Consider the following 26,246-nt stretch of genomic DNA (forward strand, 5'->3'; position numbering starts at 1 on the left):
ACAGGAGCTGAAATGGCTGCAGAACCCCTTGTCGCGACGAGCGTCTTCGACAGGCTGCTGAAGGATCGCATCATCTGGCTGGGCTCAGAGGTGCGTGACCAGAACGCCAACGAGATCTGCGCGAAGATCCTTCTTCTCGCCGCAGAGGACTCGGAAAAGGACATCTACCTCTACATCAACTCGCCCGGTGGCTCGATCACCGCGGGAATGGCGATCTACGACACGATGCAGTTCGTGCCGAACGACATCGTCACCGTCGGCATCGGCATGGCCGCTTCCATGGGACAGCTGCTGCTCACCAGCGGCACCAAGGGCAAGCGCTACATCACCCCGAACGCACGCGTGCTGCTGCACCAGCCGCACGGCGGCTTCGGCGGAACCTCGAGCGACATCCAGACCCAGGCGCAGCTCATCCTCTCGATGAAGAAGCGCCTCGCCGAGATCACCGCCGGCCAGACGGGCAAGTCCGTCGAGCAGATCAACGCCGATGGCGACCGCGACCGCTGGTTCACGGCCGAGGAGGCGCTCGAGTACGGCTTCGTCGATCACATCCGCGAGCACGCCAGCGACGTCACCGGTGGCGGCGGCACGGCCGACGACGCCGCGTAATCCGGATTCGAAAGGACACCATGTACACGCCCACTTTCCAATCCGCAGGCAACCTGCCCTCCAGCCGCTACGTGCTCCCGCAGTTCGAGGAGCGCACGGCCTACGGCTTCAAGCGCCAGGACCCGTACAACAAGCTGTTCGAAGATCGCGTGATCTTCCTCGGCGTGCAGGTCGACGACGCATCCGCCGATGACGTGATGGCGCAGCTCCTCGTGCTCGAGAGCCAGGACTCCGAACGCGACATCACGATGTACATCAACTCGCCCGGTGGCTCGTTCACCGCGATGACGGCGATCTACGACACGATGCAGTACGTCGCGCCGCAGATCCAGACCGTCGTCCTCGGCCAGGCGGCTTCCGCGGCATCCGTGCTGCTCGCCGCCGGCGCGCCGGGCAAGCGTCTCGCGCTTCCGAACGCTCGGGTTCTGATCCACCAGCCCGCGATGGGCGAGGCGGGCCAGGGGCAGGCGTCCGACATCGAGATCCAGGCGGCGGAGATCCTCCGCATGCGCACCTGGCTCGAGGAGACCATGGCGAAGCACACCGGCAAGCCGGTCGAGCAGATCAACCGCGACATCGATCGCGACAACATCCTCTCGGCCGAGCAGGCTCGGGAGTACGGGATCGTCGATCAGGTGCTCACCTCGCGCAAGCGCGCCTGAGTCACTCTCTTCGAAGGGGTGTCGGTCATCTGACCGACGCCCCTTCGTCGTACCCGGCAGATGTGCGGACGGATGCCTCTCACTGCTCATATGAGCATGAGTGTGCACCAACGCGGGAAGCGTCGTACGCTGGATCACGGAAGGAGGATGCCGTGGAAGACGAACTGCTCATGGTCCGGGTCGCCGAGCTGTACTACGACGAGGACAAGACGCAAGACGAGATCGGCGGACTCCTCAAGATCTCGCGCTGGAAGGTCGGCCGTCTGCTGACCCAGGCGCGCGAGCGCGGCATCGTCCGCATCGAGATCATCCACCCGCGCGCCCGGCGTCTCGGCCTCGAGCGGGAACTCGTCGAGCGCTTCGGATTGAGCGACGCGGTCGTGGTGCCCGCCCCCGAGGGCGATGACGGCACGCTGGAACGCGTCGCCCAAGCAGCGGCAGACTTCCTCACCGCGCTCCGTCCCGTGCCCCGCACACTCGGAGTGAGCTGGGGGCGCACTCTCCGCGCGGTGGCCGAAGCTCTTCCCGACGGGTGGGCGAACGGCGTCACCGTCGTCCAGCTCAACGGGGGAGTGAGCCTGAACCGCCGCTCGGGCGGGGCCGCAGGGCTCGCCGTGACGATCGCGCAGCGCGCGAACGGGCAGGTGTCGCTGCTGCCGAGCCCCGCGATCCTCGAGCGCGTCGAGACCAAGCAGGCGATCGAGTCCGATCGCACCGTCGCCGGCATCCTGGAGGAGGCCGCCGACGCGCAGGCCTTCCTGTTCACGGCCGGTCCGTGCGACGCCTCCTCGGCGCACGTCGAGAACGGCTACCTCAGCGCCGAGGACGTCGATGAGCTCGCCCGACGCGGAGCCGTCGGAGACGTGCTCGGCCGCTACGTCGACGCCGAAGGAAACATCGTCGACGCGCAGCTCGACGCCCGTACGGTCGGCGTGAGCCTCGACCGCCTGCGCGGAGCGAAGAAGGCGATCTTCGTCACCGCCGGCCCCGCGAAGCATGACATCGCCCGCACCGTCGTCACCAGCGGCCTGTGCGGGGTACTGGTGACAGATGAGACCACAGCACGAGCATTGTTGGAGGAACGATGACGACCAATGAACTGACCCGCAGAACGGCGGTGGACGTGCTCGGCGGAGATCCCGACGACGCGACGCTCCGCCGCTTCCTGCACGGCCTCCCCGGCGTCGACGCCGTCGGCCTCGAGCAGCGCGCCGCGGGCCTGGGCACGCGATCGATCAAGACGACGTCGAAGGCCTGGGCTCTCGACACCATCATCAAGCTGATCGACCTCACCACTCTCGAGGGGGCCGACACCCCCGGCAAGGTGCGTTCACTGGTCGCCAAGGCCAAGAACCCGGATGCTGCGGACCCCACGACCCCGAAGGTCGCAGCGGTGTGCGTCTACGGCGACATGGTCGGAGATGCGGTGACCGCACTCGGTGCCCTGCACGGCGATCCCGACGAGGGGCTGATCTCGGTCGCCGCCGTCGCGACGGCGTTCCCGAGCGGCCGTTCGTCGCTCGAGATCAAGCTCGCCGACACGGCCGAGGCCGTCGCCGCCGGAGCCGACGAGATCGACATGGTCATCGACCGGGGCGCATTCCTCTCCGGGCGCTACGGGCTCGTGTTCGACCAGATCGCGCGCGTGAAGGAAGCCTGCCGCCGCGAGGACGGCAGCTACGCCTCGCTCAAGGTCATCCTCGAGACCGGTGAGCTGAACACCTACGACAACATCAAGCGGGCGTCGTGGCTCGGCATCCTCGCCGGAGGCGACTTCATCAAGACCTCGACCGGAAAGGTGCAGCCGGCGGCGACTCTCCCGACGACGCTGCTCATGCTCGAGACGGTGCGCGATTGGCACCGCGCGACCGGCGAGAAGATCGGTGTGAAGCCGGCCGGCGGCATCCGCTCCTCGAAGGACGCGATCAAGTATCTCGTCACCGTCGCCGAGACCGTGGGGGAGGAGTGGCTCCAGCCGCACCTGTTCCGCTTCGGCGCCTCGAGCCTCCTCAACGACGTGCTGCTGCAGCGTCAGAAGCTCACCACCGGCCACTACTCCGGCCCCGACTACGTCACGATCGACTGACTGGGATACGCAAAATGTCATTTCTGGAATACGCCCCCGCGCCGGAATCCACGGCGCTGCTGAACCTCAAGGACAGCTACGGCCTCTTCATCGACGGTGAGTTCGTCGAGGGATCAGGCAACAGCTTCACCACCATCTCGCCCGCGACCGAGAAGCGCATCGCCGAGATCGCGACCGCGAGCGATGACGACGTCGACCGCGCCGTCGCCGCTGCACGCCGTGCCTACGAGAAGACGTGGTCGCGGATGAGTGGTCGCGACCGCGGCAAGTACCTCTTCCGCATCGCCCGTCTCGTGCAGGAGCGCGCCCGCGAGCTCGCCGTGGCCGAGAGCCTCGACAACGGCAAGCCGATCAAGGAGAGCCGCGACGTCGACGTGCCCCTCGTCGCCGCCTGGTTCTTCTACTACGCCGGATGGGCCGACAAGCTCGATCACGCCGGCCTCGGCGCGAACCCGCGTGCGCTCGGTGTGGCCGGACAGGTCATCCCGTGGAACTTCCCGCTGCTGATGCTCGCGTGGAAGCTCGCCCCTGCCCTTGCAGCCGGGAACACGGTCGTGCTGAAGCCCGCCGAGACGACGCCGCTCACCGCGCTGATCTTCGCGGAGATCCTGCAGCAGGCGGACCTGCCCGCCGGTGTCGTCAACATCATCACCGGTGCCGGGTCCACGGGCGCGGCCCTCGTGCGTCACCCCGACGTCGACAAGGTCGCCTTCACCGGTTCGACCGGCGTCGGCCGCGACATCGCGAAGGCGGTGGCCGGCACGAACAAGAAGCTCACGCTCGAGCTCGGCGGCAAGGCCGCGAACATCGTGTTCGACGACGCGCCGATCGACCAGGCGGTCGAGGGGATCGTCAACGGCATCTTCTTCAACCAGGGGCACGTGTGCTGCGCCGGAAGCCGCCTGCTCGTGCAGGAGTCGATCCACGACGAGGTCATCGACCGGCTCAAGACGCGCCTGTCGACGCTGCGTCTGGGCGACCCGCTCGACAAGAACACCGACATCGGCGCCATCAACTCCGCAGCCCAGCTGGCGCGCATCCGTGAGCTCAGCGACATCGGCGAGGCGGAGGGCGCCGAGCGCTGGACCGCGGACTGCGCGATCCCGGAGAAGGGCTTCTGGTTCGCCCCGACGATCTTCACCGGCGTCGAGGCCTCGCACCGCATCGCGCGTGACGAGGTGTTCGGCCCGGTGCTCTCGGTGCTGACCTTCCGCACGCCGGCCGAGGCGATCGCCAAGGCCAACAACACCCCCTACGGCCTCTCCGCGGGCATCTGGTCGGACAAGGGATCGCGCATCCTCGCCGTCGCCGACCGCCTGCGCGCGGGCGTGGTGTGGGCGAACACGTTCAACCGTTTCGACCCGTCGAGCCCGTTCGGCGGATACAAGGAGTCCGGTTACGGCCGCGAGGGCGGCCGCCAGGGTCTCACCGCCTACCTGAAGGGATCGGCAGCATGAGCAAGCGACTGACCGTGCCGAAGACGTACAAGCTGGCGATCGGCGGCGCCTTCCCGCGCAGCGAGTCGGGACGCACCTATGAGGTCGTCTCGCCCAAGGGAGCCTTCCTCGCGAACGCGGCGCAGGGTTCGCGCAAGGACGCCAGGGATGCCGTCGTCGCGGCGCGTTCCGCGGTGAAGGGCTGGTCGGGCGCCACCGCGTACAACCGCGGCCAGGTGCTCTACCGCGTCGCCGAGGTGCTCGAGGGCCGTCGCGCGCAGTTCATCGACGAGATCGTCGCCCAGGAAGGGCTGTCGGCATCGGCCGCAGCCTCGCAGGTCGACGAGGCGATCGACCTCTGGGTCTGGTACGCGGGATGGTGCGACAAGTACGCGCAGGTCGCCGGCAACGCCAACCCCGTGGCGGGTCCGTACTTCAACATCACCGTTCCCGAGCCGACGGGTGTCGTCGCGATCGTCGCACCGCAGGACTCGGCACTGCTCGGTCTCGTCTCGGTCGTGGCACCGGCGCTCGTCGCGGGCAACACGGTCGTCGTGATCGCGAGTGAACGGCATCCGCTCTCTGCCATCAGCCTCGCCGAGGTGCTCGCGACCAGCGACGTGCCCGGGGGCGTGGTGAACGTGCTCACCGGCTCGCCGGCCGAGATCGCACCGTGGCTCGCCTCGCACCAGGACGTGAACGCGCTCGACCTCGCGGGTGCCGGTGCGCTGGAGTGGGTCGACCTGCAGATCGCGGCCGCCGAGACGCTCAAGCGCGTGATCGCACCGGGTGAGGTCGTCGCCTCGCCCGAGCGCATCGCGGCGTTCACCGAAGTCAAGACCGTGTGGCACACCAAGAGCATGATCTGATCCGACCTGATCCGATCGCTCGACGAAGGGCCGGTTCGCAGGATGCTGCGGGCCGGCCCTTCGTCGTGTCGAGCGCTCCGAACCGAGGCTCTCTGACACGGCCCCCGTCCCAATGCGTCCCGGTGTCCGATGCAGAGGTTAGGCTCGAAGCACGATCTCTGGATCCCCCATAGGAGGACGCGCATGGCCCGTATCGGTGAAAGCGCTGACCTGTTCAAGTGCTCGTTCTGCGGAAAGAGCCAGAAGCAGGTGCAGCAGCTCATCGCTGGCCCCGGTGTGTACATCTGCGACGAGTGCGTCGAGCTGTGCAACGAGATCATCGAGGAGCGGATGGCCGAGTCCTCCGCCGAGGGAGTGACGGACTTCGATCTGCCCAAGCCCCGCGAGATCTTCTCGTTCCTCGAGGAGTACGTCGTCGGTCAGGAGCCCGCCAAGAAGGCGCTCGCCGTCGCCGTCTACAACCACTACAAGCGCACCCGCGCGCACAGCACGCTGCAGCCGGCGGAGCAGAAGGCCGACGAGGTCGAGATCGCGAAGAGCAACATCATGCTCATCGGGCCGACCGGGTGCGGCAAGACCTATCTCGCCCAGACGCTCGCCAAGCGGCTCAACGTGCCGTTCGCCGTCGCCGATGCGACCGCGTTGACCGAGGCCGGCTACGTCGGTGAAGACGTCGAGAACATCCTCCTCAAGCTCATCCAGGCGGCGGACTACGACGTCAAGCGCGCCGAGCAGGGCATCATCTACATCGACGAGATCGACAAGGTGGCCCGCAAGGCCGAGAACCCGTCGATCACCCGCGACGTCTCGGGCGAGGGCGTGCAGCAGGCGCTGCTCAAGATCCTCGAGGGCACGGTCGCCTCGGTGCCGCCTCAGGGCGGACGCAAGCATCCGCACCAGGAGTTCCTGCAGATCGACACCACGAACGTCCTGTTCATCGTCGCCGGAGCATTCGCGGGTCTCGAAGACATCGTCTCGGCACGCGTCGGCAAGCACGGCATCGGCTTCGGCGCCCCGCTGCACGACAAGGGCAAGGACCTCGATCTCTTCAGTGAGGTGCTGCCCGACGACCTGCACAAGTTCGGTCTGATCCCCGAGTTCATCGGCCGTCTGCCCGTGATCGCCTCGGTGTCTCCGCTCGACCAGGATGCCCTGATCGACATCCTCACCGGCCCGCGCAACGCGCTCGTGAAGCAGTACCAGCGCATGTTCGAGCTCGACGGCGTGCAGCTCGAGTTCGAAGACGACGCGCTCCGCTCGATCGCCGACCTCGCCGTCGAGCGCAAGACCGGCGCTCGGGGCCTGCGCGCGATCCTCGAAGACGTGCTCGGTCCGATTATGTTCGAGATCCCCTCGGCCGAAGACGTCGCCAAGGTGATCGTGACCCGCGCCGCCGTCGATGAAGGCGCGCCTCCCACCATCGTGATGGAGCGCAAGCGCAAGAGCGCGTGACGTCGGAGCGGGCGTCGTCGCCCGAACCCTGGGAGACCCGCCGGTCCGAAACCATCGTCTCCGATCGGCGGATCTCGGTGCGTGCCGATGACTGCGTCGATGCCCGAGGGCGGACGATCGCGCCGTACTACGTTCTCGAATACGGCGATTGGGTGTCCGTGCTCGCCATCGACACCGTCGGCGACGCCGTCATCGTCGAGGAATATCGTCACGGGGCCGGCATCGTCGCGTGGGGCACGATCGGCGGTGGCGTAGCCGAGGGCGAAGACGTGGCCGTCGCAGCCGCCCGCGAACTCCGAGAAGAGACCGGATACGAGGCGGCGTCGATGACCGCGCTCGGTGCGACGTGGGCGAACTTCGGCAACCACACGAACCGCGTCCATCATTTCGTGGCGCTCGGCTGTCAACCGACGTCCGAGCAGTCGCTCGACGAGAACGAGGACATCAGAGTCCATGTGGTTCCGTTCGAGGACCTCGCCGAGCACCTGCATCAGAGCTATCACCAGCTCACCTGGTACAAGGCGGAGGAGTTCCTCCGGACGACGGGACCTCAGGCGACCGGCAGGATGAGGTCGGTGCGCAGCTCTTCGGGATCCTCGGTCGGGTCGGAGACGTAGACCTCGATCCAGATCCCCCGGTGGTGCAGGCCCTCCGCGCCGGCTCTCTCGGCGAGGCCCATCCACGCCCGCCCGAGACCGTCGTACGATCCGATGTGCGTCGTCGCGGCGGCGTCGCCGGATGGAAGGGTGGACGCCTGCACCGACGCGCCGCTCGCGGTGATCAGTGGATCCGTCGGCGCTGTCGTGACGGGGAAGCCGAGTTCCAGGTCGAAAACGCCCATGGGGTCCCCGTGGTAGATCGCCACGGCGGGCCCCGCCGGCACGAGCGTGCCGTCGTGGAAGAAGGCGGCGATCGCGCCGTAGCCGGTGTCGAAGGCGTCGCGCAGGTCTGCGATGCGGATGCCCTCGTGCCGGATCACCGCCAGAGGAGCGGGATCGAGGGTGAGGCGCTCCATCGCGCCGAACGGACTGTCAGGAAAGGCGGTCATGCCCACATCGTCGGGGCTTCCCGCGGAAACCGCAAGAGGCCCCTCCGCCGGTGGGCGGAGGGGCCTCTCACGATGACTGCAGGGCGTCAGTCCTCGAACGGGCGGGCGATGACCTCCCCCGTTGCCGACTGCATGACCTCCCAGCCGGCGTCGAGCTCGGCGATCGCACGCCCCTCGAGCCAGGTGAGTGTCCAGTGACCGGTGGCTCCGCGCGACTCGACCTCGGCGATCGCGGGACGGAGAGCCGCGGGAACCGATGCGGGAGCCTCGGAACCGGTCGCCCAGCGCGTGCCCAGCTGCATCAGGAGGCCTCGGTCGGTGCGAGCTCGATGGCGGTGACGGCGAAGGCATCCGCCTCCACGAACTCCAGCTCGGCGATCCGGCCCACGGCCCGCAGGTCGTCGGCGGCGGCTTCGAGAGCGACGAGCTTCGCGGCAGGCGCGGCGATCACCGCACGTGACACCGGAGTCTTCTGCGACGCCTTGGCCTCGGTCTTCGCACGGCGGATACCGATCAGCGCCTCGCTCGCGGCCGACAATACGGCGGTGTCGCCCTCGATGCCGAGAGCCTCGGGCCAGGCTGCGGTGTGCACCGAGCCCTCCTCGAACCACGACCACGCCTCTTCGGTCGCGAACGACAGCACGGGCGCGAGCAGCCGCAGCAGGGTCGACAGGGCGAGGCGCAGCGCGAGGGCAGCGGATGCCTGCCCCACGTCGTTCTGGTTGTAGGCACGTTCCTTCACCAGCTCGAGGTAGTCGTCGCAGAACGTCCAGAAGAACGCCTCGGTGATCTCGAGCGCGCGGGCCTGGTCGTAGTTCTCGAACGCGGCGGTGGCCTCGGCGATCACTCCGTCGAGCGCGCTGAGCATCGAAGCGTCGAGCGCGTGCGTGACCTGGGCGCCCTCGGGCACCGGGAACGACAGCACGAACTTCGCCGCGTTCAGCACCTTGATCGCGAGGCGACGACCGATCTTGACCTGCGTCGGGCTCTGCGGGTCGAAGGCGGCATCGGCGCCGAGGCGGCTCGATGCGGACCAGTAGCGCACGGCATCCGATCCGTGCGTCTCGAGGATGTCGGCGGGCGTGACCACATTGCCCTTGGACTTCGACATCTTCTTGCGGTCGGGGTCGACGATGAAACCGCTGATCGCGGCATTGCGCCACGGCGAGCGGCCGTCTTCGAGCACGGATCGCAGCATGGTCGAGAAGAGCCAGGTGCGGATGATGTCCTGGCCCTGCGGGCGCAGGTCGAACGGGGCCGTGAGGTTCCACAGCTCCTCGTCGCGCTGCCACCCTCCGGCGAGCTGCGGGGTGAGCGACGAGGTCGCCCAGGTGTCGAAGATGTCGGCCTCGGCGTCGAAGCCCCCCGCGACGCCGCGCTGGTCCTCGGTGTAACCGTCGGGCACGTCGGTGGTCGGGTCGATCGGAAGCGACGCGGCATCCGGCACGATCACGCGCTCGTAGTCGCGTTCGCCGTTCTCGTCGAGTCCGTACCAGAGCGGGATCGGCACGCCGAAGAAGCGCTGACGCGAAACGAGCCAGTCGCCCGTGAGCCCGCCGACCCAGTTCTCGTAGCGCACGCGCATGAAGTCCGGGTACCAGTTCAGCTCGGTGCCGTGCGAGAGCAGCTGCTCGCGCAGGTCGCCGTCGCGGGCGCCGTTGCGGATGTACCACTGGCGCGTCGACACGATCTCGAGCGGGCGGTCGCCCTTCTCGAAGAACTTCACCGCGTGGCTGAAGGGCTTGCCGACCGCGGTCATGTCGCCGGTCTCCTGCAGCTTCTCGACGATCGCCTTGCGGGCGCTGAACACCGTCTTGCCGGCGACCTCCTCGGCGTACCAGGTGCGGGCGTCGGCGTCGGCGACGGTCGACGGCGCCTCCGGCAGGAAGCGACCGTCCAGGCCGATCGTCGTCATGTTCGGCAGCGACTCGCCGGCGGCGGTGCGCAGTTCGCGCCACCAGATGATGTCGGTCACGTCGCCGAAGGTGCAGACCATCGCGGCCCCCGTGCCCTTGTCGGGCTGAGCGAGGTGATGACCGTGGATCTCGATCTCGGCGCCGAAGAAGGGCGTGCGCACCTTCGTGCCGATCAGGTGCTTGTGCGGTCCCTCGGGGTGCGTCACGATCGCGATGCATGCGGGGAGCAGTTCCGGGCGGGTGGTGTCGATGGCGATCGACCCCGATCCGTCCGCGAAGGGGAATTCGATCGTGTGATAGGCCGCCTGCTGCTCGCGGTCCTCGAGCTCGGCCTGCGCGATCGCGGATCGGAAGTCGATGTCCCAGAGCGTCGGCGCGAGGGCCTGATACGCCTCACCGCGCTCGATGTTGCGCAGGAAGGCGAGCTGGCTCTGGCGGATCGTGTCGTCCGAGATCGTGCGGTACGTCTGCGTCCAGTCCACGCTCAGGCCGAGCTGGCGGAACAGCGCCTCGAACTGCTTCTCGTCCTCGAGGGTGAGGCGTTCGCACAGCTCGATGAAGTTGCGGCGGCTGATCGGCAGCTGGTCGGCGGCGCGGCTCGACTTGTTGTCGCCGCCCTCGAACGGGGGAGTGAAGTCGGGGGTGTACGGCAGCGACGGGTCGCAGCGCACTCCGTAGTAGTTCTGCACGCGGCGTTCGGTCGGGAGGCCGTTGTCGTCCCAGCCCATCGGGTAGAACACCGTCTTGCCGCGCATGCGCTCGAAGCGCGCCTTGACGTCGGTGTGCGTGTACGAGAACACGTGACCGATGTGCAGGCTGCCGGATGCCGTCGGCGGCGGGGTGTCGATCGAGTACACGCCGTCGCGGCCGGACTGCGCGGCGCGCAGGCGATCGAACAGGTAGGTGCCCTGCTCCGCCCAGGCGGCGTCCCACTTCGCTTCGAGACCTTCGAGTGCGGGCTTGTCGGGAATCTGGTTCTGCGCGATTTCGGAAGCAGGCATGAAGGGTCTCCTCGAGCGATGTATGCGGCACTGTGTGAGCGTGCCTGAGTGTGGGTGTGCCCACCAGTCTAGCGAGGGCGCGCGCGAGCGGATGCCGCCGCAAATCGACCCAGTCCAAGAATCGGTCCTAGACTGATCTCACCCCCATTTTTCGTTCTGAGGAATCGTCATGCCCGCAGCATCCGTGCGCCGTCTTCTCCCCGCCGCAGCGATCGTCGCCGTGACCACCCTGGCGCTCAGCGCCTGCGCCACCCCCGGTGGGCAGGACGGTGACGGCGAGGTGGTGTGGTCGATCGAGGGTGCGAACCTCTCCGCCGGTCACATGGACCCGCAGGTCAGCCAGCTCGACGTGTCGGGCACGGTGCAGCGCGCGGTGCTCGACTCGCTCGTCTTCCAGGAGGAGGACGGCACGTTCTCCCCGTGGCTCGCGACCGACTGGACCGTGTCGGACGACAGCACGGAGTACACCTTCACGCTGCGCGACGACGTCACCTTCACCGACGGCGAGCCCTTCGACGCGGCGGCGGTCAAGGCGAACTTCGACCGCATCGTCGACCCGGAGACCGCATCCGCGCAGGCGGCGAGCATGCTCGGCGCCGACTTCTACGCGGGTACCGAGGTCGTCGACGACCACACGGTGACGGTGAGCTTCACCCAGCCCTACGCTCCCTTCCTGCAAGCGGCCAGCACGCCCCAGCTCGGGTTCTACTCGCCGGCCGTCCTCGCCGACTCCGCCGATCAGCTCAAGGCCGGTGGCCCCGGGATCACGGTCGGCACCGGGCCGTTCGAGCTCACCGAGTACACGCCCGACCAAGAGCTCGTGTACACGCGCAACGACGACTACGCCTGGGGTCCGCACGGGGAGGGGGCCCCGAAGTTCGAGACGCTGCGCGTCGAGATCCAGCCCGAGGCATCCGTCCGTGCGGGCGTCGTGACCAGCGGCGAGGCCGACCTCGCGAGCAACATCCCGCCGAACCTCGCCGGAGACCTCGGCGACGGTGTGAGCGTCGACTCCGTCGAGTACCCGGGCCTCCCGTACTCGCTCTACCTCAACGAGAAGTACGGCGTGTTCGCCGACGAGAAGGTGCGCCAGGCGTTCGCCCGCGGCATCGACATCGACCCCGCGGTCGAGGAGATCTTCTTCGGCCAGTTCCCCCGCGCCTGGAGCGTGTTGAGCTCGACGACGCCGGGTTACGACGCCGCCATCGAGGGCACCTGGGCTTTCGACCCCGACGAGGCGAACCGCCTCCTCGACGAAGCCGGCTGGACCGAGCGCGACACCGACGGCATCCGCATGAAGGACGGCGCGCGTCTCTCCGCACGCTGGATCGCCTGGACGCCGGTGCCCGACGACCGCGCGGCCCTCGCGAACGCGATCCAGTCCGACCTGAAGAAGATCGGCTTCGAGATCGAGCGCGAGGTGCTCGAGCCGGGCGCCTACAACGAGCAGTACGGACCGAAGACGTTCGACCTCACCGACTGGGGCTTCTCGGGCGTCGACCCCGACTTCCTGCGCGCGCACCTGCACACCGACGGATTCCAGAACGCCTCGCAAGTGACCGATCCCGAGGTCGACGGGCTGCTCGAGCAGGCCGTGGCCACCAGCGACCAGAACCAGCGCAATGCGATCTACACGCAGCTGCAGGAATGGAACGCCACCTACACGGCGATCGTGCCGCTCTACAGCCCGTCGGCGATCACCGCGGTCGGCGAGCGCATCGACGGACTCTCGTACGACCTCTACGGTCGGCCGCTGTTCTACGATGTGACGGTCGGCTGACCCGGGTCGACGCACGGCGGTGAGAGGAGAGCGGTGAAGGCTGCGCTCGCGAAGATCGCCGGTCTCGTCGCATCCGTGGTGGTCGTGCTGTGGGGCGCCGCGACGGTGGCGTTCCTGGCCTTCCGCGTGATCCCCGGCGATCCGGTGTCGGTGATGCTCGGCCCCCAGGCGCAGGTCAGCGAAGCGGTGAAGGACGGCATCCGAGAAGACCTCGGTCTGAACCGTCCACCGTTCGAGCAGTACGTCGACTATCTCGGCCGGCTGGTGCGCGGGGACCTGGGGGAGTCGTATCAGTTGCGGATGCCGGTGGCGGAGGTCATCGGTCGGCAGCTCGGGGCGACCCTGCAGCTCTCGGCGCTCGCATTGCTCATCGCCGTCGTGATCGCCCTCTCCGTCGCGCTGCTCGTGCGCGGGGAGACAGCGCGTGCGGTCGCGACGGGTGTCGAGCTGGTCGTGCTCTCGTCACCGGTGTTCTGGATCGGGCTGGTGCTGTTGAGCGTGTTCGCGTTCGGGCTCGGTTGGTTCCCCGTGTCGGGCGCGAGCAACCCCGCCACCATCGTGCTTCCGGCGATCACGCTCGCCCTGCCCGTCGCGGCACTGCTCGGGCAGGTGCTGCGCGACGGCCTCGTGCAGGCCGAGCGGATGCCGTTCGCCGAGACCGTGCGCGCTCGGGGTGCGAGTGCGGGGTGGTTCACGCTGCGGCACGGTCTGCGCCATGGGGCAGCGGGAGCCGTGACGCTGACCGCCTACCTCACCGGATCGGTGCTCGGCGGGGCGGTGCTGGTCGAGACCGTCTTCGCGCGGCCGGGACTCGGACGGGTGACGCTCGCCGCGATCAGCGACCGCGACCTCCCCGTGATCTCGGGCATCATCCTGCTCAGTGCGCTCGTGTTCGTGATCGTGAACGTCATCGTGGAGCTGGTGCATCCGCTCATCGACCCGCGCGTGCGCACGGTCGACCGTGGGGCGAGCCGATGAGCCGCGCGCAGCGGGTGCTGCTGTGGGCGGCCGTCGGGGTGCTGTGCCTCATCGCGTTCGCCGCAGCCTTTCCCGGAGTCCTCGCGACGCACGACCCCGTGCTCACCGATGTGCGGGGAGCATTGCTCCCGCCGAGTGCCGACCACCTCTTCGGCACGGACCAGAGCGGCCGCGACGTGTACTCCCGGGTCGTGTTCGGCGCCGCGCGTTCGGTCGGTATCGGGCTGCTCGCCACGGCGATCGCGCTGGTGGCCGGGCTCGCCATCGGAGCGGTCGCCGGTCTCGCACCCCGTTGGGTCGACGTGTCGCTGATGCGGGTGAACGACGTGCTCATGGCATTTCCCGAGTTCCTGGTCGCGCTCGTCGTGATCGCCGTCCTCGGGCCGGGGCCGGTGAACGTCGCGATCGCCGTGACGCTCGCCGCGGTGCCCGTGTACATCAGACTCGCCCGCGTGCAGACGCGCACCCTCCGCGTCGCCGAGCACGTGGAGGCCGCCCGCATCCTCGGCGTGCCGCGCCTGGTGGCGTTCTGGCGGCATGTCCTCCCCGGCGTGCTCGGATCGCTGAGCGTGCTGGCGACGATCGGCATCGGGTCGAGCATCCTCGCCGCCTCCGGACTCAGCTTCCTCGGACTCGGGCCGGCGGAGCCGACACCGGAGTGGGGCCTCATGCTCGCGGGCGGTCGGAACGTGCTCGGCCAGGCCTGGTGGATCTCGGTGTTCCCCGGTATCGCCATCACCGTCACGGTGGTCGCGGCGACGATCGTCGGTCGCGTGCTGCGGGCTCGCGCGGAGGGGAACGGGCGATGAGCGAGAACAGCGTGCCGGTCATCGAGGTGGAGTGCCTGCGCATCACGATCGACGGTGCCGCGGTCGTGGACGGGGTGTCGCTCACCGTGGCACCCGGCGAGTGCGTCGCGATCGTGGGCGAGTCCGGAGCGGGGAAGTCCCTCACCGCCCGGGCGCTTCTCGGACTCGCTCCCCGCCGAGCCGCCGTCACCGTCGACGCGATGCGCGTCGGCGGCACGGACGTGCGCGGCCTCGACGAGCGCGGATGGCGAAGTGTGCGCGGCGCGCGCGTCGCCCTGGTGGCGCAGGACGCCCTCGTGGCCCTCGACCCGCTGCAGCGCATCGGATCGGAGATCGCGGAGCCTCTGCGCCTGCACGCGCGGGCGGGCGGCGCCCTGCGGGATCGGGTGCTCGCGCTGCTGCGCCGGGTCTGGATGCCGGACCCCGAGCGTCGCGTGCGCCAGTATCCGCACGAACTCTCGGGCGGTCTGCGCCAGCGGGCGCTCATCGCCTCGGCGCTCGCAGCCGGGCCCGCCGCACTCGTCGCCGATGAGCCGACCACGGCGCTCGACGCCACCGTGCAGGCGAAGATCCTCGGTCTGCTGCGGGAGATCGCGGATGCCGGTACCGCCGTTCTCTTCATCAGCCACGACTTCGCCGCCGTGCGCCTGCTCGCGGACCGGGTGCTGGTGATGCGCGACGGAGAGATCGTGGAGGAGGGCGCCGTCGCCGAGGTGCTCGAGGAGCCGCAGCATCCGTACACGCGGCAACTCATCGCCGCGACCCTGCACGAGCCCCGTGAGGCGAGAGATGGCGGCGGTGAAACGGTCGCCTCGGTCGAGCGGATCTCGGTGGCGTTCGCGGGGGTTCCCGCCCTCGTCGATGCCTCGTTCGACGTGCGTCAGGGAACGACACTCGGGATCGTCGGGGAATCCGGATCGGGCAAGACCACGCTCGCACGGGTGCTGTTGGGGGTGCAGGCGCCGGATACCGGGAGCATCCGCTGGAACGGGGCGCACCGGGTGCAGTTCGTTCACCAGAATCCGCTCGGCGCCTTCGATCCGCGCTGGAGCGTCGGCCGCTCCCTGCACGAGGCGCTCGCGGCGGGCGGCGTACCGCGTGCCGAACGTCGGGAGCGCGTCTCGGCCCTTCTCGGTGAAGTCGATCTCGATCCGTCCTTGGCCCGGCGTCGCCCGTCGGAACTCTCCGGCGGGCAGAGGCAGCGCGCGGCGATCGCCCGCGCGCTCGCGGCGAATCCCGACGTGCTCGTGCTCGACGAGCCGGTCTCGGCGCTCGATCCCTCGGTGCGGGAGCGCGTGCTGCGTCTGCTCCACCGGCTGCAGCGCGAAAGGCGGTTGACGATGGTCTTCGTCTCCCACGACCTCGACGTCGTGGCAGCGGTCGCCGACGACGTCCTGGTGATGCAGGGCGGCCGGATCGTGGAGCAGGGGGCGGTCGCCGAGGTGTTCGCGGCTCCGCAGCATCCGTTCACCCGGGAGCTGCTCGCGGCGAGCGGCGTGCGCCGACCCTGATCGGGTCGCTCAGTCGGTGACGTGGATGCCGAGCCCCGCGGCGAACACGGGGGCGAGCTGCTGCACCTGGAAAGCCGTGAGCGTCGTGCCGCGCAGGCTGTTCGCGTCGAGGAAGGCGAGAGCGTCGAGTCCGCGCAGATCGACATCGGTCGCCCGCATGCCGCGGGTGTCGACCTCGTCGCTCGCCGAATCGGTGAAGCGCACCCGGGTGAGCTCCGCCTGGGGCATGTCGAGAGCGCGGATGCGGCATCCGATCACGTCGATGTCTTCGACGCGGGCCGCTCCCAGGTTGAGGTAGTCGATGCGGAGATCGCGGAGTTCGAGCTCGGACACCCGGGTGGTGCTGAGATCGAGCGTGCCGATGCGGCCGCCGGTCACCCGCAGGCGGCGGATGCCGGCGCCGCGGAGCTTGACCGACGCGGCGCGGATGCCGGTGACGTCGACGTCGAGCACGGTGGCCCCCGTGAGGTCGATCGTGTCGGCATCCGCGGTCACGACGCACTGCTCGAGCGAGGCGTAGGCGAGGTCGGCGTCGCCTGCGAGCTCGATACGTGCGGCGATGAGGTCGGCGTTGCGCGCGGCGACGGCGGCGTCGAGGTGATCGGGGAGGTCGGGAGGCGAGACGCGAGGTGCGACGGGGGTCTCGGGGGAGCGGGCCATTCCTCGAGCGTAGGGCGGAGCGCCGACACTCACGGGATCCCGCAGGCCCGCCGGGGCGCGTACACTGGAAGGACGAGCATCGATCCGGCATCACCGGGGAGCTCTCGGAAGAACGGCCCGGCGACGGGCTCAGTAGAACCGAGCGGGGCAGGCCCGTCACAGCCGCAGTGAGAGTGGCGTGAACGCACCGAGAGGGGCGGGAACGCACGCGAGGTGGTACCGCGGCCCGGCAGGGTCGTCCTCGCAGGAGCATCCGCCACGACGACCACTGCGAGACACGATGACCTACCCGCGTTCCTCCTTCGGCCCCGCCGCCGACGCCTCTGTCGCGCCCAGCCCCCGCTTCCCCCGGATCGAGGAGGAGGTGCTCGAGTTCTGGAAGACGGACGACACCTTCCGCGCCTCGATCGAGCAGCGCGAGGGCTCGCCCGAGTGGGTGTTCTACGACGGCCCTCCGTTCGCCAACGGCCTGCCGCACTACGGCCACCTGCTCACCGGCTACGCCAAGGACGTGTTCCCGCGCTTCCAGACGATGACCGGTCACAAGGTCGACCGCGTGTTCGGGTGGGACACCCACGGGCTCCCCGCCGAGCTCGAGGCGATGAAGCAGCTCGGCATCACCGAGAAGAGCGAGATCGAGTCGATGGGCATCGACGTCTTCAACGACAAGGCGAAGAGCTCGGTGCTCGCCTACACGCGCGAGTGGCAGGACTACGTCACCCGCCAGGCCCGCTGGGTCGACTTCGACCGTGGGTACAAGACGCTCGACCTCGGGTACATGGAGAGCGTGCTCTGGGCGTTCAAGACCCTGTACGACAAGGGCCTCGCCTACGAGGGCTATCGCGTGCTCCCGTACTGCTGGCGTGACGAGACGCCGCTCAGCGCCCACGAGCTGCGTATGGACGACGACGTGTACCAGATGCGTCAGGACCCGTCCGTCACCGTCACCTTCCCGCTCACGGGCGCGAAGGCGGAAGCACTCGGCCTCACCGCCGTGCGCGCCCTCGCGTGGACGACCACGCCGTGGACCCTCCCGACCAACCTCGCGCTCGCCGTGGGTCCCGACATCGAGTACGTCGTCGTGCCGGCCGGCCCGAACGGCGCGGCCGACGTGCACCAGGTCGCAGGATCCGCGGATGCCGCGGTCGAGGCCTCCGCCCACCGCTACCTTCTCGCCCGCGAACTGCTCGGCGGCTACGCGAAGGATCTCGGCTACGAGAGCGCCGAGGAGGCGCTCGCCGCGGTCGAGGCATCCGTCCGCGGATCCGAGCTGCAGGACGTCACGTACGACCGGCTCTTCGACTACTACGCGGATGCCGAGGTCTGGGGCACCGAGAACTCCTGGCGCATCCTGGTCGACGACTACGTGACGACGAGCGACGGCACCGGCATCGTCCACCAGGCCCCGGCCTACGGTGAGGACGACCAGCGGGTCGCGGGTGCCGCCGGCATCCCCACGATCCTGTCGCTCGACGATGGCGGGCGCTTCCTGCCGAGCGTGACCGACGTCGCCGGTGAGCTCTGGATGGACGCGAACACCCCGCTCGTGCGTCTGGTGCGCGAGAACGGCCGCCTCGTGCGTCTGCAGAGCTACGAGCACTCGTACCCGCACTGCTGGCGCTGCCGGAACCCCCTGATCTACAAGGCCGTGTCGAGCTGGTTCATCCGCGTGACGGACATCAAGGACGACATGCTCGCGAACAACGAGCAGATCACCTGGGTGCCCGAGAACGTCAAGCAGGGACAGTTCGGCAAGTGGCTCGAGGGCGCGCGCGACTGGTCGATCAGCCGTAACCGCTACTGGGGATCGCCGATCCCGATCTGGAAGAGCGACGACCCCGAGTACCCGCGCGTCGATGCCTACGGTTCGCTCGAGGACCTCGAGCGCGACTTCGGTACGCTGCCGCGCAATCCCGAGGGTGAGATCGACCTGCACCGCCCGTACATCGACGACCTGACGCGTCCGAACCCCGACGACCCCACCGGCAAGAGCACGATGCGGCGCATCGAGGACGTGTTCGACGTGTGGTTCGACTCGGGCTCGATGCCGTACGCCCAGGTGCACTACCCGTTCGAGAACCAGGAGTGGTTCGACACGCACGCACCCGCCGACTTCATCGTCGAGTACATCGGGCAGACCCGCGGGTGGTTCTACGTGATGCACGTGCTGTCGACCGCGCTCTTCGACCGCCCGGCCTTCACCGGCGTCAGCTGCCACGGCATCGTGCTCGGCAGCGACGGCTACAAGATGTCGAAGTCGCTGCGCAACTACCCGGACGTCTCCGAGGTGCTCGATCGAGACGGTTCCGACGCGATGCGCTGGTTCCTCATGTCGAGCTCGGTGCTGCGCGGTGGCAACCTCGCGGTGACGGAGGAGGGCATCCGCTCGGGCGTGCGGGAGTTCCTGCTGCCGCTGTGGAACTCGTGGTACTTCTTCGCCACCTACGCGAATGCGTCGGGTGACGGGTACGAGGCGTCGTGGCGCACCGATTCGACCGACGTGCTCGACCGGTACATCCTCGCGCGCCTCGGTGACCTCGTGCGCGAGGTGCGCGCCGACCTCGAAGGACTCGACTCGACCACCGCAGCCGGTCGCCTGCGCGACTTCGCCGAGGTGCTGACGAACTGGTACATCCGCCGCTCGCGCGACCGCTTCTGGGTGGGTGTGAGCGAGGACCCGAAGAGCCGCGAGGCCTTCGACACCCTCTACACCGTGCTCGAGACGCTCACCCGCGTCGCCGCGCCCCTCGTGCCGCTGATCAGCGAGCGCGTCTGGCAGGGACTCACGGGCGGGCGCAGCGTTCACCTGCAGGACTGGCCGGATGCCGCGGCGTTCCCCGCCGCCGACGAGATCCGCGACGCGATGGATGCCGTCCGCGAACTCTCGAGCGTCGGCAACGCGCTGCGCAAGAAGGAGAAGCTGCGCGTGCGTCTTCCGCTCGCGCGCCTCACCGTCGTGTCGCCGCTCGCCTCGACGCTGGGGCAGTTCGAGGACATCCTGCGCGAGGAGCTGAACGTGAAGTCGGTGGAGCTGGTGGCACTCGCCGACACCACCGCCCACGACTACGGCATCGACCACCGCCTCAGCGTGAACGCGCGAGCGGCCGGACCGCGCCTCGGCAAAGAGGTGCAGAAGGCCATCCAGGCCGCGCGCTCCGGCGACTGGTCGGAGGTCGACGGTGTGGTCACGGCCGGAGGCATCGCCCTGGAACCGGCCGAGTACGAGCTGGTGCTCGAGACGACGGGTCGCCCCGAGGGCGAGGCCCTCGCGATCGTGCCCACCGGAGGCTTCGTGCTGCTCGACACGCAGACGACCCCGGAGCTCGAGGCCGAGGGGTTGGCGCGCGACGTGATCCGCGCCGTGCAGGAGACGCGCAAGAACGCCGGCTTCGACGTGAGCGACCGCATCCGCCTGGACCTGCGGTTCGCGAGCGAGGAGGACGCGGATGCCGTCGCCTCCGCGTTCGAGATCGCGGATGTGGCGGGGGAGACGCTGGCCGTCGAGCACTCGCTGCACCGGGAGGACCGCCCCGTCGCAGGGGCCGAGTTCATCGCCGACATCGCGAAGGGCACGTACGCGAACCGTGCGGCCTTCACGATCGCCGTCTCCCGGATCGGCGGTGCCGCATGAGTGCTCGCGAACGGGCGGATGCCGTCTACGAGACCCTTCTGGGGCGCGCGGGGGAGCGCTGGGTGCAGCCGCGCAAGGAGCGCACCGCGCGCATCCTCGCCTTCCTCGACGACCCGCAGCGCACCTACCGCGTCGTGCACATCACCGGGACGAACGGTAAGACGTCGACCGCGCGGATGATCGAGAGCCTGCTGCGCGCGCACGGTCTGCGCACGGGACTCTTCACGAGCCCGCATCTGGAGCGTTTCACCGAGCGCATCATGATCGACGGCGAGCCGATCGACGACGCCGCCGTGGCCGACGCCTGGGACGAGATCGCCCCGTTCGTCGAGATCGTCGACGCCGAGCTCGAGGCCGCGGGCGACGCGCCGCTGACGTTCTTCGAGCTGCTGACGGTGCTCGCCTTCGTCGCCGTGGCGGATGCTCCGGTCGACGTGCTCGTGCTCGAAGTGGGCATGGGCGGCGAATGGGATTCGACCAACACGGCCGACGGCGACGTCGCCGTGTTCTCGCCCATCGACATCGATCACGCGGACCGCCTCGGCGACACGATCGCGAAGATCGCCGAGGTCAAGGCCGGCATCATCAAGGACGGCGCAGCCGTCGTCTCGGCGCAGCAGCCGGCCGAGGCAGCCGAGGTGCTGCGCCGAGTCGCCGCCGAGCGGGGAGCGACGATCGCCTTCGAGGGCGACGACTTCGGCCTCGCCGAGCAGAAGCTGGCGGTCGGCGGGCAGCTGCTCACGATACGCGGCCTGGCCGGCGATTACGTCGAGGAGTACCTGCCGATCTACGGCGCCCACCAGGGCCACAACGCGGCCCTGGCCGTCGCGGCGGTCGAGTCGCTCATCGGTGGAGCGTCGCAGCGGATCGCCGACGACATCATGTCGGAGGGTCTGCAGGGCGCCACGTCGCCCGGCCGCCTGCAGCTGCTGGGTGTCGCCCCGACCGTCGTCGTCGACGCCGCCCACAACCCGCACGGCGCGAAAGCGCTCGTGCAGGCGCTGGACGACAGCTTCGACTTCGACGAGTGGGGTGTGGTGCTCGGGGTCCTGGCCGACAAGGATGCCGCGGGCATCGTCGCGCAGCTCGCTCCTGCGGCGGCGCATGTCTTCGCCACGGCCCCCGAATCCGATCGCGCGTCGGACGCCGATGTGATCGCCGACCTCGTCGAACAGACGGGACAGCGCGCCACCGTGCATCCGACCCTCGCCGATGCGGCCGATGCCGCGCGGGAGTGGGCCGCGTCCAACGACCGCCGAGCGGTCGTCATCGCCGGATCGGTCGTGCTCGCGGGCGAGGCGATCGCCCTCGCCGAGGAAGAGGACTGGAAGTCCGGGTGGCGCGCATGACCTCCAGCGCCGCCGGCGGACGCGCTCCACGGCCGCCACGGCCACCTCGTACCCTCGTGCAGAAGCTCGCGCCGGTCGTGCTCGGCTTCGAGTCGATCGTCGTGTTCCTCGTCGGACTCACGATCTTCGGCCTGCGCTCGCTCCCGCCGGCCATCCCGCAGTGGTGGGGGATCGTGGGCGGCATCGTGATGGCGCTGGTCTGCATCGCCATCGCCGGGATGATCACCCGGCCCTGGGCCATCACCGCAGGGTGGATCGTGCAGGTCATCATCGCCCTGTCCGCGATCCTGGTTCCGTCCATCCTGTTCGTCGTCCTGATTTTCGGCGGCATGTGGGCGTATGCGACCATCAAGGGGGCGCGGGTGGATGCACAACGCCCGACCGAGCCCTCGACCGAGACTCAGACAGAGAGTGAATGACATGGCCACCGAAGAAACCCTCGTCCTCGTCAAGCCCGACGGCGTCGCTCGCGGCCTCACCGGCGCGATCCTCGCCCGCATCGAGGCGAAGGGCTACGCGCTCGTCGACATCCGCCTCGTCGAGCCCGACCGCGACCTGCTCGCCGCGCACTACGCCGAGCACGAGGGAAAGCCGTTCTACGAGCCGCTCCTCGAGTTCATGCTGTCCGGGCCGTCGGTCGCGATCCGCCTCGCCGGCAACCGCGTGATCGAGGGGTTCCGTTCCCTCGCCGGCACGACCGACCCGACGACCGCAGCCCCCGGCACGATCCGCGGCGACTTCGGCCGAGACTGGGGCCTCAAGGTCCAGCAGAACCTCGTGCACGGCTCGGACAGCCCCGAGAGCGCCGCACGCGAGCTCGGCATCTGGTTCGACTGAGTCGCACTCCATGAGAAAGGCCCGTCCGCTGCGGAAGCGGACGGGCCTTTCTCCTGCGCGGAGTCAGCCGCCGGTGATGATGCGCACCATCTCGCCGAGGAAGTCGATGCCCTTGGTCTGCGCCATCAGCACGATGATCGCGTAGGCGATGACCGTGGCCAGCGGCACCCACGCCATGAGCTTGTCGGCCCGCTGCTGCGCCCCTTCGTGGCGGGTGAAGGTGCCGTTGCGGGTGAGATGCAGCATGGTGGCGAAGAACGTCGGGATCGTCACGGCCCACGTGACCATGCACCACGGGCACAGGACGATGAGGTCGTAGATGCTCTGCGAGATGAGCCAGCAGACGAAGCCGAAGGCGAAGGTGATGCCGACGCCGAAGAGGGCCCAGAACCAGCGCGGGAAGCGGGCGCCGGCGAGGATCGCGACACCGACGACGAGCGGTGCCATCCACCCGGTGAGGCCGAGGATCGGGTTCGGGAAGCCGAACACCGATCCCTGCCAGGACTCGAGGTTCTTGCCGCACTGGATGAAGGCGCTCAGATCGCACGACAGTGCGGCGTCCGGGTCGGCGAGGAGCACGAACTTCTCGACCGTGAGCTGGAAGGCGGCGAACCAGCCGATCACGCTCGCGATGATCAGCCAGACGGCGAAGATGACGGGGCGGGTGCGCTGCTCGCTCATCTGAGGATTATCTCAGCGACGGCTATGGATCGGGCGAGAACGGGGCCGGAGAAAATCTCCGGACGTGCACGGATGCCGCATTCTGCGGAACTTGGTGCGATAATGGCCTGTGACGCGATGAGCGGCCCAGCCGTGACACGTGTCGACGCAGACTTCGGGGCCCATGCCCCACGCGACCAGAGCTACGAGCCGGCCGCAGATCGAGTGAGTTCGCGGCACCCGCGGGTGCCGCATGAGTTTCGCGGAACACTCCGGTGATCCGCGCAGGGAGCAAGCCAGAGATGGCCGATGAGAACAATGACAACAACACCCCTACCCTCGACTTCCCGGCTGACGCCGCGGAGGAGCTGACGGAGTCCCCGACTCCCGAGGGCGAGACTCCGGAAGACGAGGCCCCGGCCGAGTCGGATGCTCCCGCAGAGGTCGCGCAGGTCGAGGAGACCGTCGTGGCCGCGGAAGAGCCCGCGGCCGAGGAAGAGTCCACGGTCGAGGAGCCCTCGGCTGAGGAGAAGCCCGTCGCCGAGGAGTCTTCGGTCGAGGAGCCTGCCGCTCCCGAGGCACCTGCCGCTCCCGAGGAGCACGCCGCGGTCACCGCCGTGTCGCTGGGTCTGCTCCCCGAGGTGTTCGTGTCGCAGGTCTCCACCCAGCTGCACTTCTACGCCCCCGAGATCGTGCCGCTGCCGGCACGCCCCGGTCGTGGCCCGGCTCCCGAGCGCGAGCTCGACGATGCCGACGGCGGTCGTCGCGGACGCCGCCGTCGTGGCGGATCCGAGGGCGACGACCAGCGCGATGCTCCCCGTCAGCGCCAGCGCGTCGTCGAGTACATCACCGAGCCGAAGGCGATCAAGGGCTCCACGCGTCTCGAGGCCAAGAAGCAGCGCCGCCGTGACGGACGCGACGCCGGTCGCCGTCGTCCGGTCGTCACCGAGGCCGAGTTCCTCGCCCGCCGCGAATCCGTCGACCGCAAGATGGTCGTCCGATCGAAGAACGGCCGCACGCAGATCGGCGTCCTCGAGGACGGGGTCCTCGTCGAGCACTACGTCGCGCGCAACCAGGACGCCTCCCTCATCGGCAACGTCTACCTCGGTCGTGTGCAGAACGTGCTCCCGAGCATGGAGGCCGCCTTCGTCGACATCGGCCGTGGCCGCAACGCCGTGCTCTACTCCGGCGAGGTCGACTGGGACGGCGTCGAGACCGGCAACCAGCCCCGTCGTATCGAGCTCGCCCTCAAGCCGGGCGACCGCGTGCTCGTGCAGGTCACCAAGGACCCGGTCGGCCACAAGGGCGCGCGCCTGACCAGCCAGATCTCGCTCCCCGGCCGCTACCTCGTGTACGTCCCCGGCGGTTCGATGAACGGCATCAGCCGCAAGCTGCCCGACAACGAGCGCGCGCGTCTCAAGCGCATCCTCAAGGAGGTGCTGCCGGAGTCGTCCGGCGTCATCGTGCGCACGGCCGCCGAGGGTGCGACGGAGGACCAGCTCACGCGCGACGTGCAGCGTCTGACCTCGCAGTGGGAGCACATCCAGAAGCAGGTCGAGAGCCAGCAGGCTCCCGCGCTGCTGCACGCCGAACCCGACCTTCTGGTCAAGATCGTCCGCGACGTCTTCAACGAGGACTTCACGAAGATGCTCATCCAGGGCGAGGAGTCGCAGCGCACGATCCGCTCCTACCTCGAGAGCGTCGCCCCCGACCTCCTCGAGCGCGTCGAGTCGTACGAAGACGCCGCCGACCCCTTCGACGCGTTCCGGATCACGGAGCAGATCGAGAAGGCGCTCGACCGCAAGGTCTGGCTGCCGTCGGGCGGTTCGCTCGTGATCGACCGCACCGAGGCCATGACCGTCGTCGACGTCAACACCGGGAAGTTCGTCGGCTCCGGCGGCAACCTCGAGGAGACGGTCACCAAGAACAACCTCGAGGCCGCCGAGGAGATCGTCCGCCAGCTGCGCCTGCGCGACATCGGCGGCATCATCGTGGTCGACTTCATCGACATGGTGCTCGAGTCCAACCGCGACCTCGTGCTGCGCCGTCTCATCGAGTGCCTCAGCCGCGACCGCACCAAGCACCAGGTCGCCGAGGTCACCTCGCTCGGTCTCGTGCAGATGACCCGCAAGAAGCTCGGCCTCGGCCTCCTCGAGACCTTCAGCGAGGCGTGCGAGGTCTGCGCCGGCCGCGGTGTGATCGTGCACCACGACCCCGTCGTCAAGCACCGCTCCAACGGAAACGGTGGGAACGGCAACGGGGGCAACGGCAACAACCAGAGCGGCCGCCGTCAGCGCGGTGGCAACGGTGGCGGACAGAGTCAGAGCGCCCCGCCCGCTGCGAACGTGACGCACAGCATCCCCGAGGGTGCGAAGTCGGCCCTGGCGCAGATCGCGGCATCCACGAAGGCTCCCGCCGAGGGTGACGGCGACGCGGTCGTCGTCGACGAGGCGCCGGTCGAGGCGCCGGAGCGCGCGAAGAAGCCCCGCAAGAAGCGTGGGGCGGATCGCAAGCCCGCGCCGCGCAGCCAGGCCGAGCAGCTGCTCGACTCGGTGCTCGACGCACTCCCGGAGCCGAAGGCACCGGGACAGGGTCGTGGACGCCGTCGTGTCAGCACCGCGGCGCTCACCGGCACCCCGGTATCGGTGAACGGCGAGGCGTCAGCGCCGGTCGCGAGCGGGGATCCTGAGGCCTGAGGCGATCAGCCGTCGGACGAGCTCCTTGCCGCCGACGTGCTGGGCGCCGCCGGCGACGAGCCGGGGGATGCTCTCCTCCGGCACGTCGTAGTGGTCCAGATCGAAGGCGCGCGGGGGGAGATCGTGGCTCAGCGCGAACGCGTGCAGCTCGTCGAGGCTCTCGTCGCTGACGAGGTGCGCCCACAGGCGTCCGTGCGCGGGCCAGAGCGGGTCGTCGACGAGAACGGTCATCCCGCAAGCCTATGACCGGACACAC

Annotated in this window: 23 protein-coding genes; 17 read left to right on the forward strand and 6 right to left on the reverse strand. The window is 69.0% G+C overall.

Annotated elements, in window-relative coordinates:
• Window positions 1–12: 12 nt before the first annotated feature.
• From ACI2JZ_RS00585 to ACI2JZ_RS00620, 8 genes are all read left to right on the forward strand, one after another.
• Window positions 13–609 (forward strand): ATP-dependent Clp protease proteolytic subunit, encoded by a 597-nt coding sequence (locus tag ACI2JZ_RS00585; protein ID WP_247622137.1) that lies wholly within the window; start codon window positions 13–15, stop codon window positions 607–609.
• Between the two features lie 20 nt (window positions 610–629).
• Window positions 630–1,271 carry an ATP-dependent Clp protease proteolytic subunit gene (locus tag ACI2JZ_RS00590; RefSeq protein ID WP_247622138.1) on the forward strand — a complete coding sequence of 214 codons (642 nt, stop codon included), beginning with the start codon at window positions 630–632 and terminating at the stop codon, window positions 1,269–1,271.
• 152 nt (window positions 1,272–1,423) lie between these two features.
• Window positions 1,424–2,359 (forward strand): sugar-binding transcriptional regulator, encoded by a 936-nt coding sequence (locus ACI2JZ_RS00595; protein WP_247956387.1) that lies wholly within the window; start codon window positions 1,424–1,426, stop codon window positions 2,357–2,359.
• Entirely contained in the window at window positions 2,356–3,357 is a 1,002-nt protein-coding gene (gene deoC / locus ACI2JZ_RS00600) for a deoxyribose-phosphate aldolase (RefSeq protein ID WP_247631984.1), read from the forward strand. Before ACI2JZ_RS00595 ends, deoC begins: the two co-directional genes overlap by 4 nt.
• Window positions 3,358–3,371: 14 nt before the next feature.
• The gene (locus tag ACI2JZ_RS00605; RefSeq protein ID WP_404596201.1) at window positions 3,372–4,814 is read left to right on the forward strand and encodes an aldehyde dehydrogenase family protein; all 1,443 of its coding nucleotides are present in this window, start codon (window positions 3,372–3,374) and stop codon (window positions 4,812–4,814) included.
• The gene (locus ACI2JZ_RS00610; protein ID WP_247631986.1) at window positions 4,811–5,662 is read left to right on the forward strand and encodes an aldehyde dehydrogenase; all 852 of its coding nucleotides are present in this window, start codon (window positions 4,811–4,813) and stop codon (window positions 5,660–5,662) included. The genes ACI2JZ_RS00605 and ACI2JZ_RS00610 overlap by 4 nt, the downstream gene beginning before the upstream one ends.
• A gap of 183 nt (window positions 5,663–5,845) precedes the next feature.
• Window positions 5,846–7,114, forward strand: coding sequence for an ATP-dependent Clp protease ATP-binding subunit ClpX (clpX, locus tag ACI2JZ_RS00615; protein WP_247622143.1), 1,269 nt, complete (start codon window positions 5,846–5,848; stop codon window positions 7,112–7,114).
• Complete coding sequence (locus tag ACI2JZ_RS00620; RefSeq protein ID WP_404596202.1) at window positions 7,111–7,731, forward strand: NUDIX hydrolase; 621 nt, start codon at window positions 7,111–7,113, stop codon at window positions 7,729–7,731. The genes clpX and ACI2JZ_RS00620 overlap by 4 nt, the downstream gene beginning before the upstream one ends.
• Here ACI2JZ_RS00620 and ACI2JZ_RS00625 read toward each other — a convergent pair.
• The 3 genes from ACI2JZ_RS00625 to valS form a co-directional block, all read right to left on the reverse strand.
• Window positions 7,665–8,162 (reverse strand): GyrI-like domain-containing protein, encoded by a 498-nt coding sequence (locus tag ACI2JZ_RS00625; RefSeq protein ID WP_404596203.1) that lies wholly within the window; start codon window positions 8,160–8,162, stop codon window positions 7,665–7,667. The genes ACI2JZ_RS00620 and ACI2JZ_RS00625 overlap by 67 nt on opposite strands.
• Window positions 8,163–8,248: 86 nt before the next feature.
• The gene (locus tag ACI2JZ_RS00630; protein ID WP_404596204.1) at window positions 8,249–8,464 is read right to left on the reverse strand and encodes a hypothetical protein; all 216 of its coding nucleotides are present in this window, start codon (window positions 8,462–8,464) and stop codon (window positions 8,249–8,251) included.
• Window positions 8,464–11,079 (reverse strand): valine--tRNA ligase, encoded by a 2,616-nt coding sequence (gene valS, locus ACI2JZ_RS00635; protein ID WP_404596205.1) that lies wholly within the window; start codon window positions 11,077–11,079, stop codon window positions 8,464–8,466. Before valS ends, ACI2JZ_RS00630 begins: the two co-directional genes overlap by 1 nt.
• Window positions 11,080–11,248: 169 nt before the next feature.
• Between valS and ACI2JZ_RS00640 the strand changes: the two genes are divergently transcribed.
• Genes ACI2JZ_RS00640 through ACI2JZ_RS00655 form a run of 4 tightly spaced genes read left to right on the forward strand, consistent with a single transcriptional unit; the run spans window position 11,249 to window position 16,157 of the window.
• On the forward strand, window positions 11,249–12,859 hold the full coding sequence (locus ACI2JZ_RS00640) for an ABC transporter substrate-binding protein (RefSeq protein WP_404596206.1): 1,611 nt from the start codon (window positions 11,249–11,251) through the stop codon (window positions 12,857–12,859).
• Between the two features lie 33 nt (window positions 12,860–12,892).
• Window positions 12,893–13,837 (forward strand): ABC transporter permease, encoded by a 945-nt coding sequence (locus tag ACI2JZ_RS00645; protein ID WP_404596207.1) that lies wholly within the window; start codon window positions 12,893–12,895, stop codon window positions 13,835–13,837.
• Window positions 13,834–14,646, forward strand: a complete 813-nt coding sequence (locus tag ACI2JZ_RS00650) for an ABC transporter permease (RefSeq protein ID WP_404596208.1) — start codon at window positions 13,834–13,836, stop codon at window positions 14,644–14,646. The genes ACI2JZ_RS00645 and ACI2JZ_RS00650 overlap by 4 nt, the downstream gene beginning before the upstream one ends.
• Window positions 14,643–16,157: an ATP-binding cassette domain-containing protein gene (locus ACI2JZ_RS00655; protein WP_404596209.1), complete on the forward strand. Its 1,515-nt coding sequence runs from the start codon at window positions 14,643–14,645 to the stop codon at window positions 16,155–16,157. The genes ACI2JZ_RS00650 and ACI2JZ_RS00655 overlap by 4 nt, the downstream gene beginning before the upstream one ends.
• A 9-nt stretch (window positions 16,158–16,166) precedes the next feature.
• On the opposite strand, the gene ACI2JZ_RS00660 is transcribed toward ACI2JZ_RS00655, so the two are convergent.
• The gene (locus ACI2JZ_RS00660) at window positions 16,167–16,817 is read right to left on the reverse strand and encodes a pentapeptide repeat-containing protein (protein WP_404596210.1); all 651 of its coding nucleotides are present in this window, start codon (window positions 16,815–16,817) and stop codon (window positions 16,167–16,169) included.
• Window positions 16,818–17,097: 280 nt separating this feature from the next.
• On the opposite strand from ACI2JZ_RS00660, the gene ileS reads away from it, so the two are divergent.
• Genes ileS through ndk form a run of 4 tightly spaced genes read left to right on the forward strand, consistent with a single transcriptional unit; the run spans window position 17,098 to window position 22,634 of the window.
• Window positions 17,098–20,448 (forward strand): isoleucine--tRNA ligase, encoded by a 3,351-nt coding sequence (ileS, locus tag ACI2JZ_RS00665; RefSeq protein ID WP_404596211.1) that lies wholly within the window; start codon window positions 17,098–17,100, stop codon window positions 20,446–20,448.
• Complete coding sequence (locus ACI2JZ_RS00670; RefSeq protein ID WP_404596212.1) at window positions 20,445–21,797, forward strand: bifunctional folylpolyglutamate synthase/dihydrofolate synthase; 1,353 nt, start codon at window positions 20,445–20,447, stop codon at window positions 21,795–21,797. Before ileS ends, ACI2JZ_RS00670 begins: the two co-directional genes overlap by 4 nt.
• Entirely contained in the window at window positions 21,794–22,216 is a 423-nt protein-coding gene (locus tag ACI2JZ_RS00675) for a DUF4233 domain-containing protein (RefSeq protein WP_247622155.1), read from the forward strand. The genes ACI2JZ_RS00670 and ACI2JZ_RS00675 overlap by 4 nt, the downstream gene beginning before the upstream one ends.
• Window position 22,217: 1 nt before the next feature.
• A complete protein-coding gene (gene ndk / locus ACI2JZ_RS00680; RefSeq protein WP_067120383.1) occupies window positions 22,218–22,634 on the forward strand; it encodes a nucleoside-diphosphate kinase in 417 nt (138 codons plus the stop codon).
• Between the two features lie 63 nt (window positions 22,635–22,697).
• On the opposite strand, the gene ACI2JZ_RS00685 is transcribed toward ndk, so the two are convergent.
• On the reverse strand, window positions 22,698–23,315 hold the full coding sequence (locus ACI2JZ_RS00685; RefSeq protein WP_247631995.1) for a vitamin K epoxide reductase family protein: 618 nt from the start codon (window positions 23,313–23,315) through the stop codon (window positions 22,698–22,700).
• Between the two features lie 281 nt (window positions 23,316–23,596).
• Between ACI2JZ_RS00685 and ACI2JZ_RS00690 the strand changes: the two genes are divergently transcribed.
• Entirely contained in the window at window positions 23,597–25,990 is a 2,394-nt protein-coding gene (locus ACI2JZ_RS00690) for an Rne/Rng family ribonuclease (RefSeq protein WP_404596213.1), read from the forward strand.
• Here ACI2JZ_RS00690 and ACI2JZ_RS00695 read toward each other — a convergent pair.
• Window positions 25,955–26,221, reverse strand: coding sequence for a DUF4031 domain-containing protein (locus ACI2JZ_RS00695; protein WP_247622158.1), 267 nt, complete (start codon window positions 26,219–26,221; stop codon window positions 25,955–25,957). The two genes, ACI2JZ_RS00690 and ACI2JZ_RS00695, sit on opposite strands and share 36 nt — an antisense overlap.
• Window positions 26,222–26,246 lie beyond the last annotated feature (25 nt).

Source organism: Microbacterium sp. NPDC087868 (assembly GCF_044900755.1).
Taxonomy (GTDB): domain Bacteria; phylum Actinomycetota; class Actinomycetes; order Actinomycetales; family Microbacteriaceae; genus Microbacterium; species Microbacterium galbinum.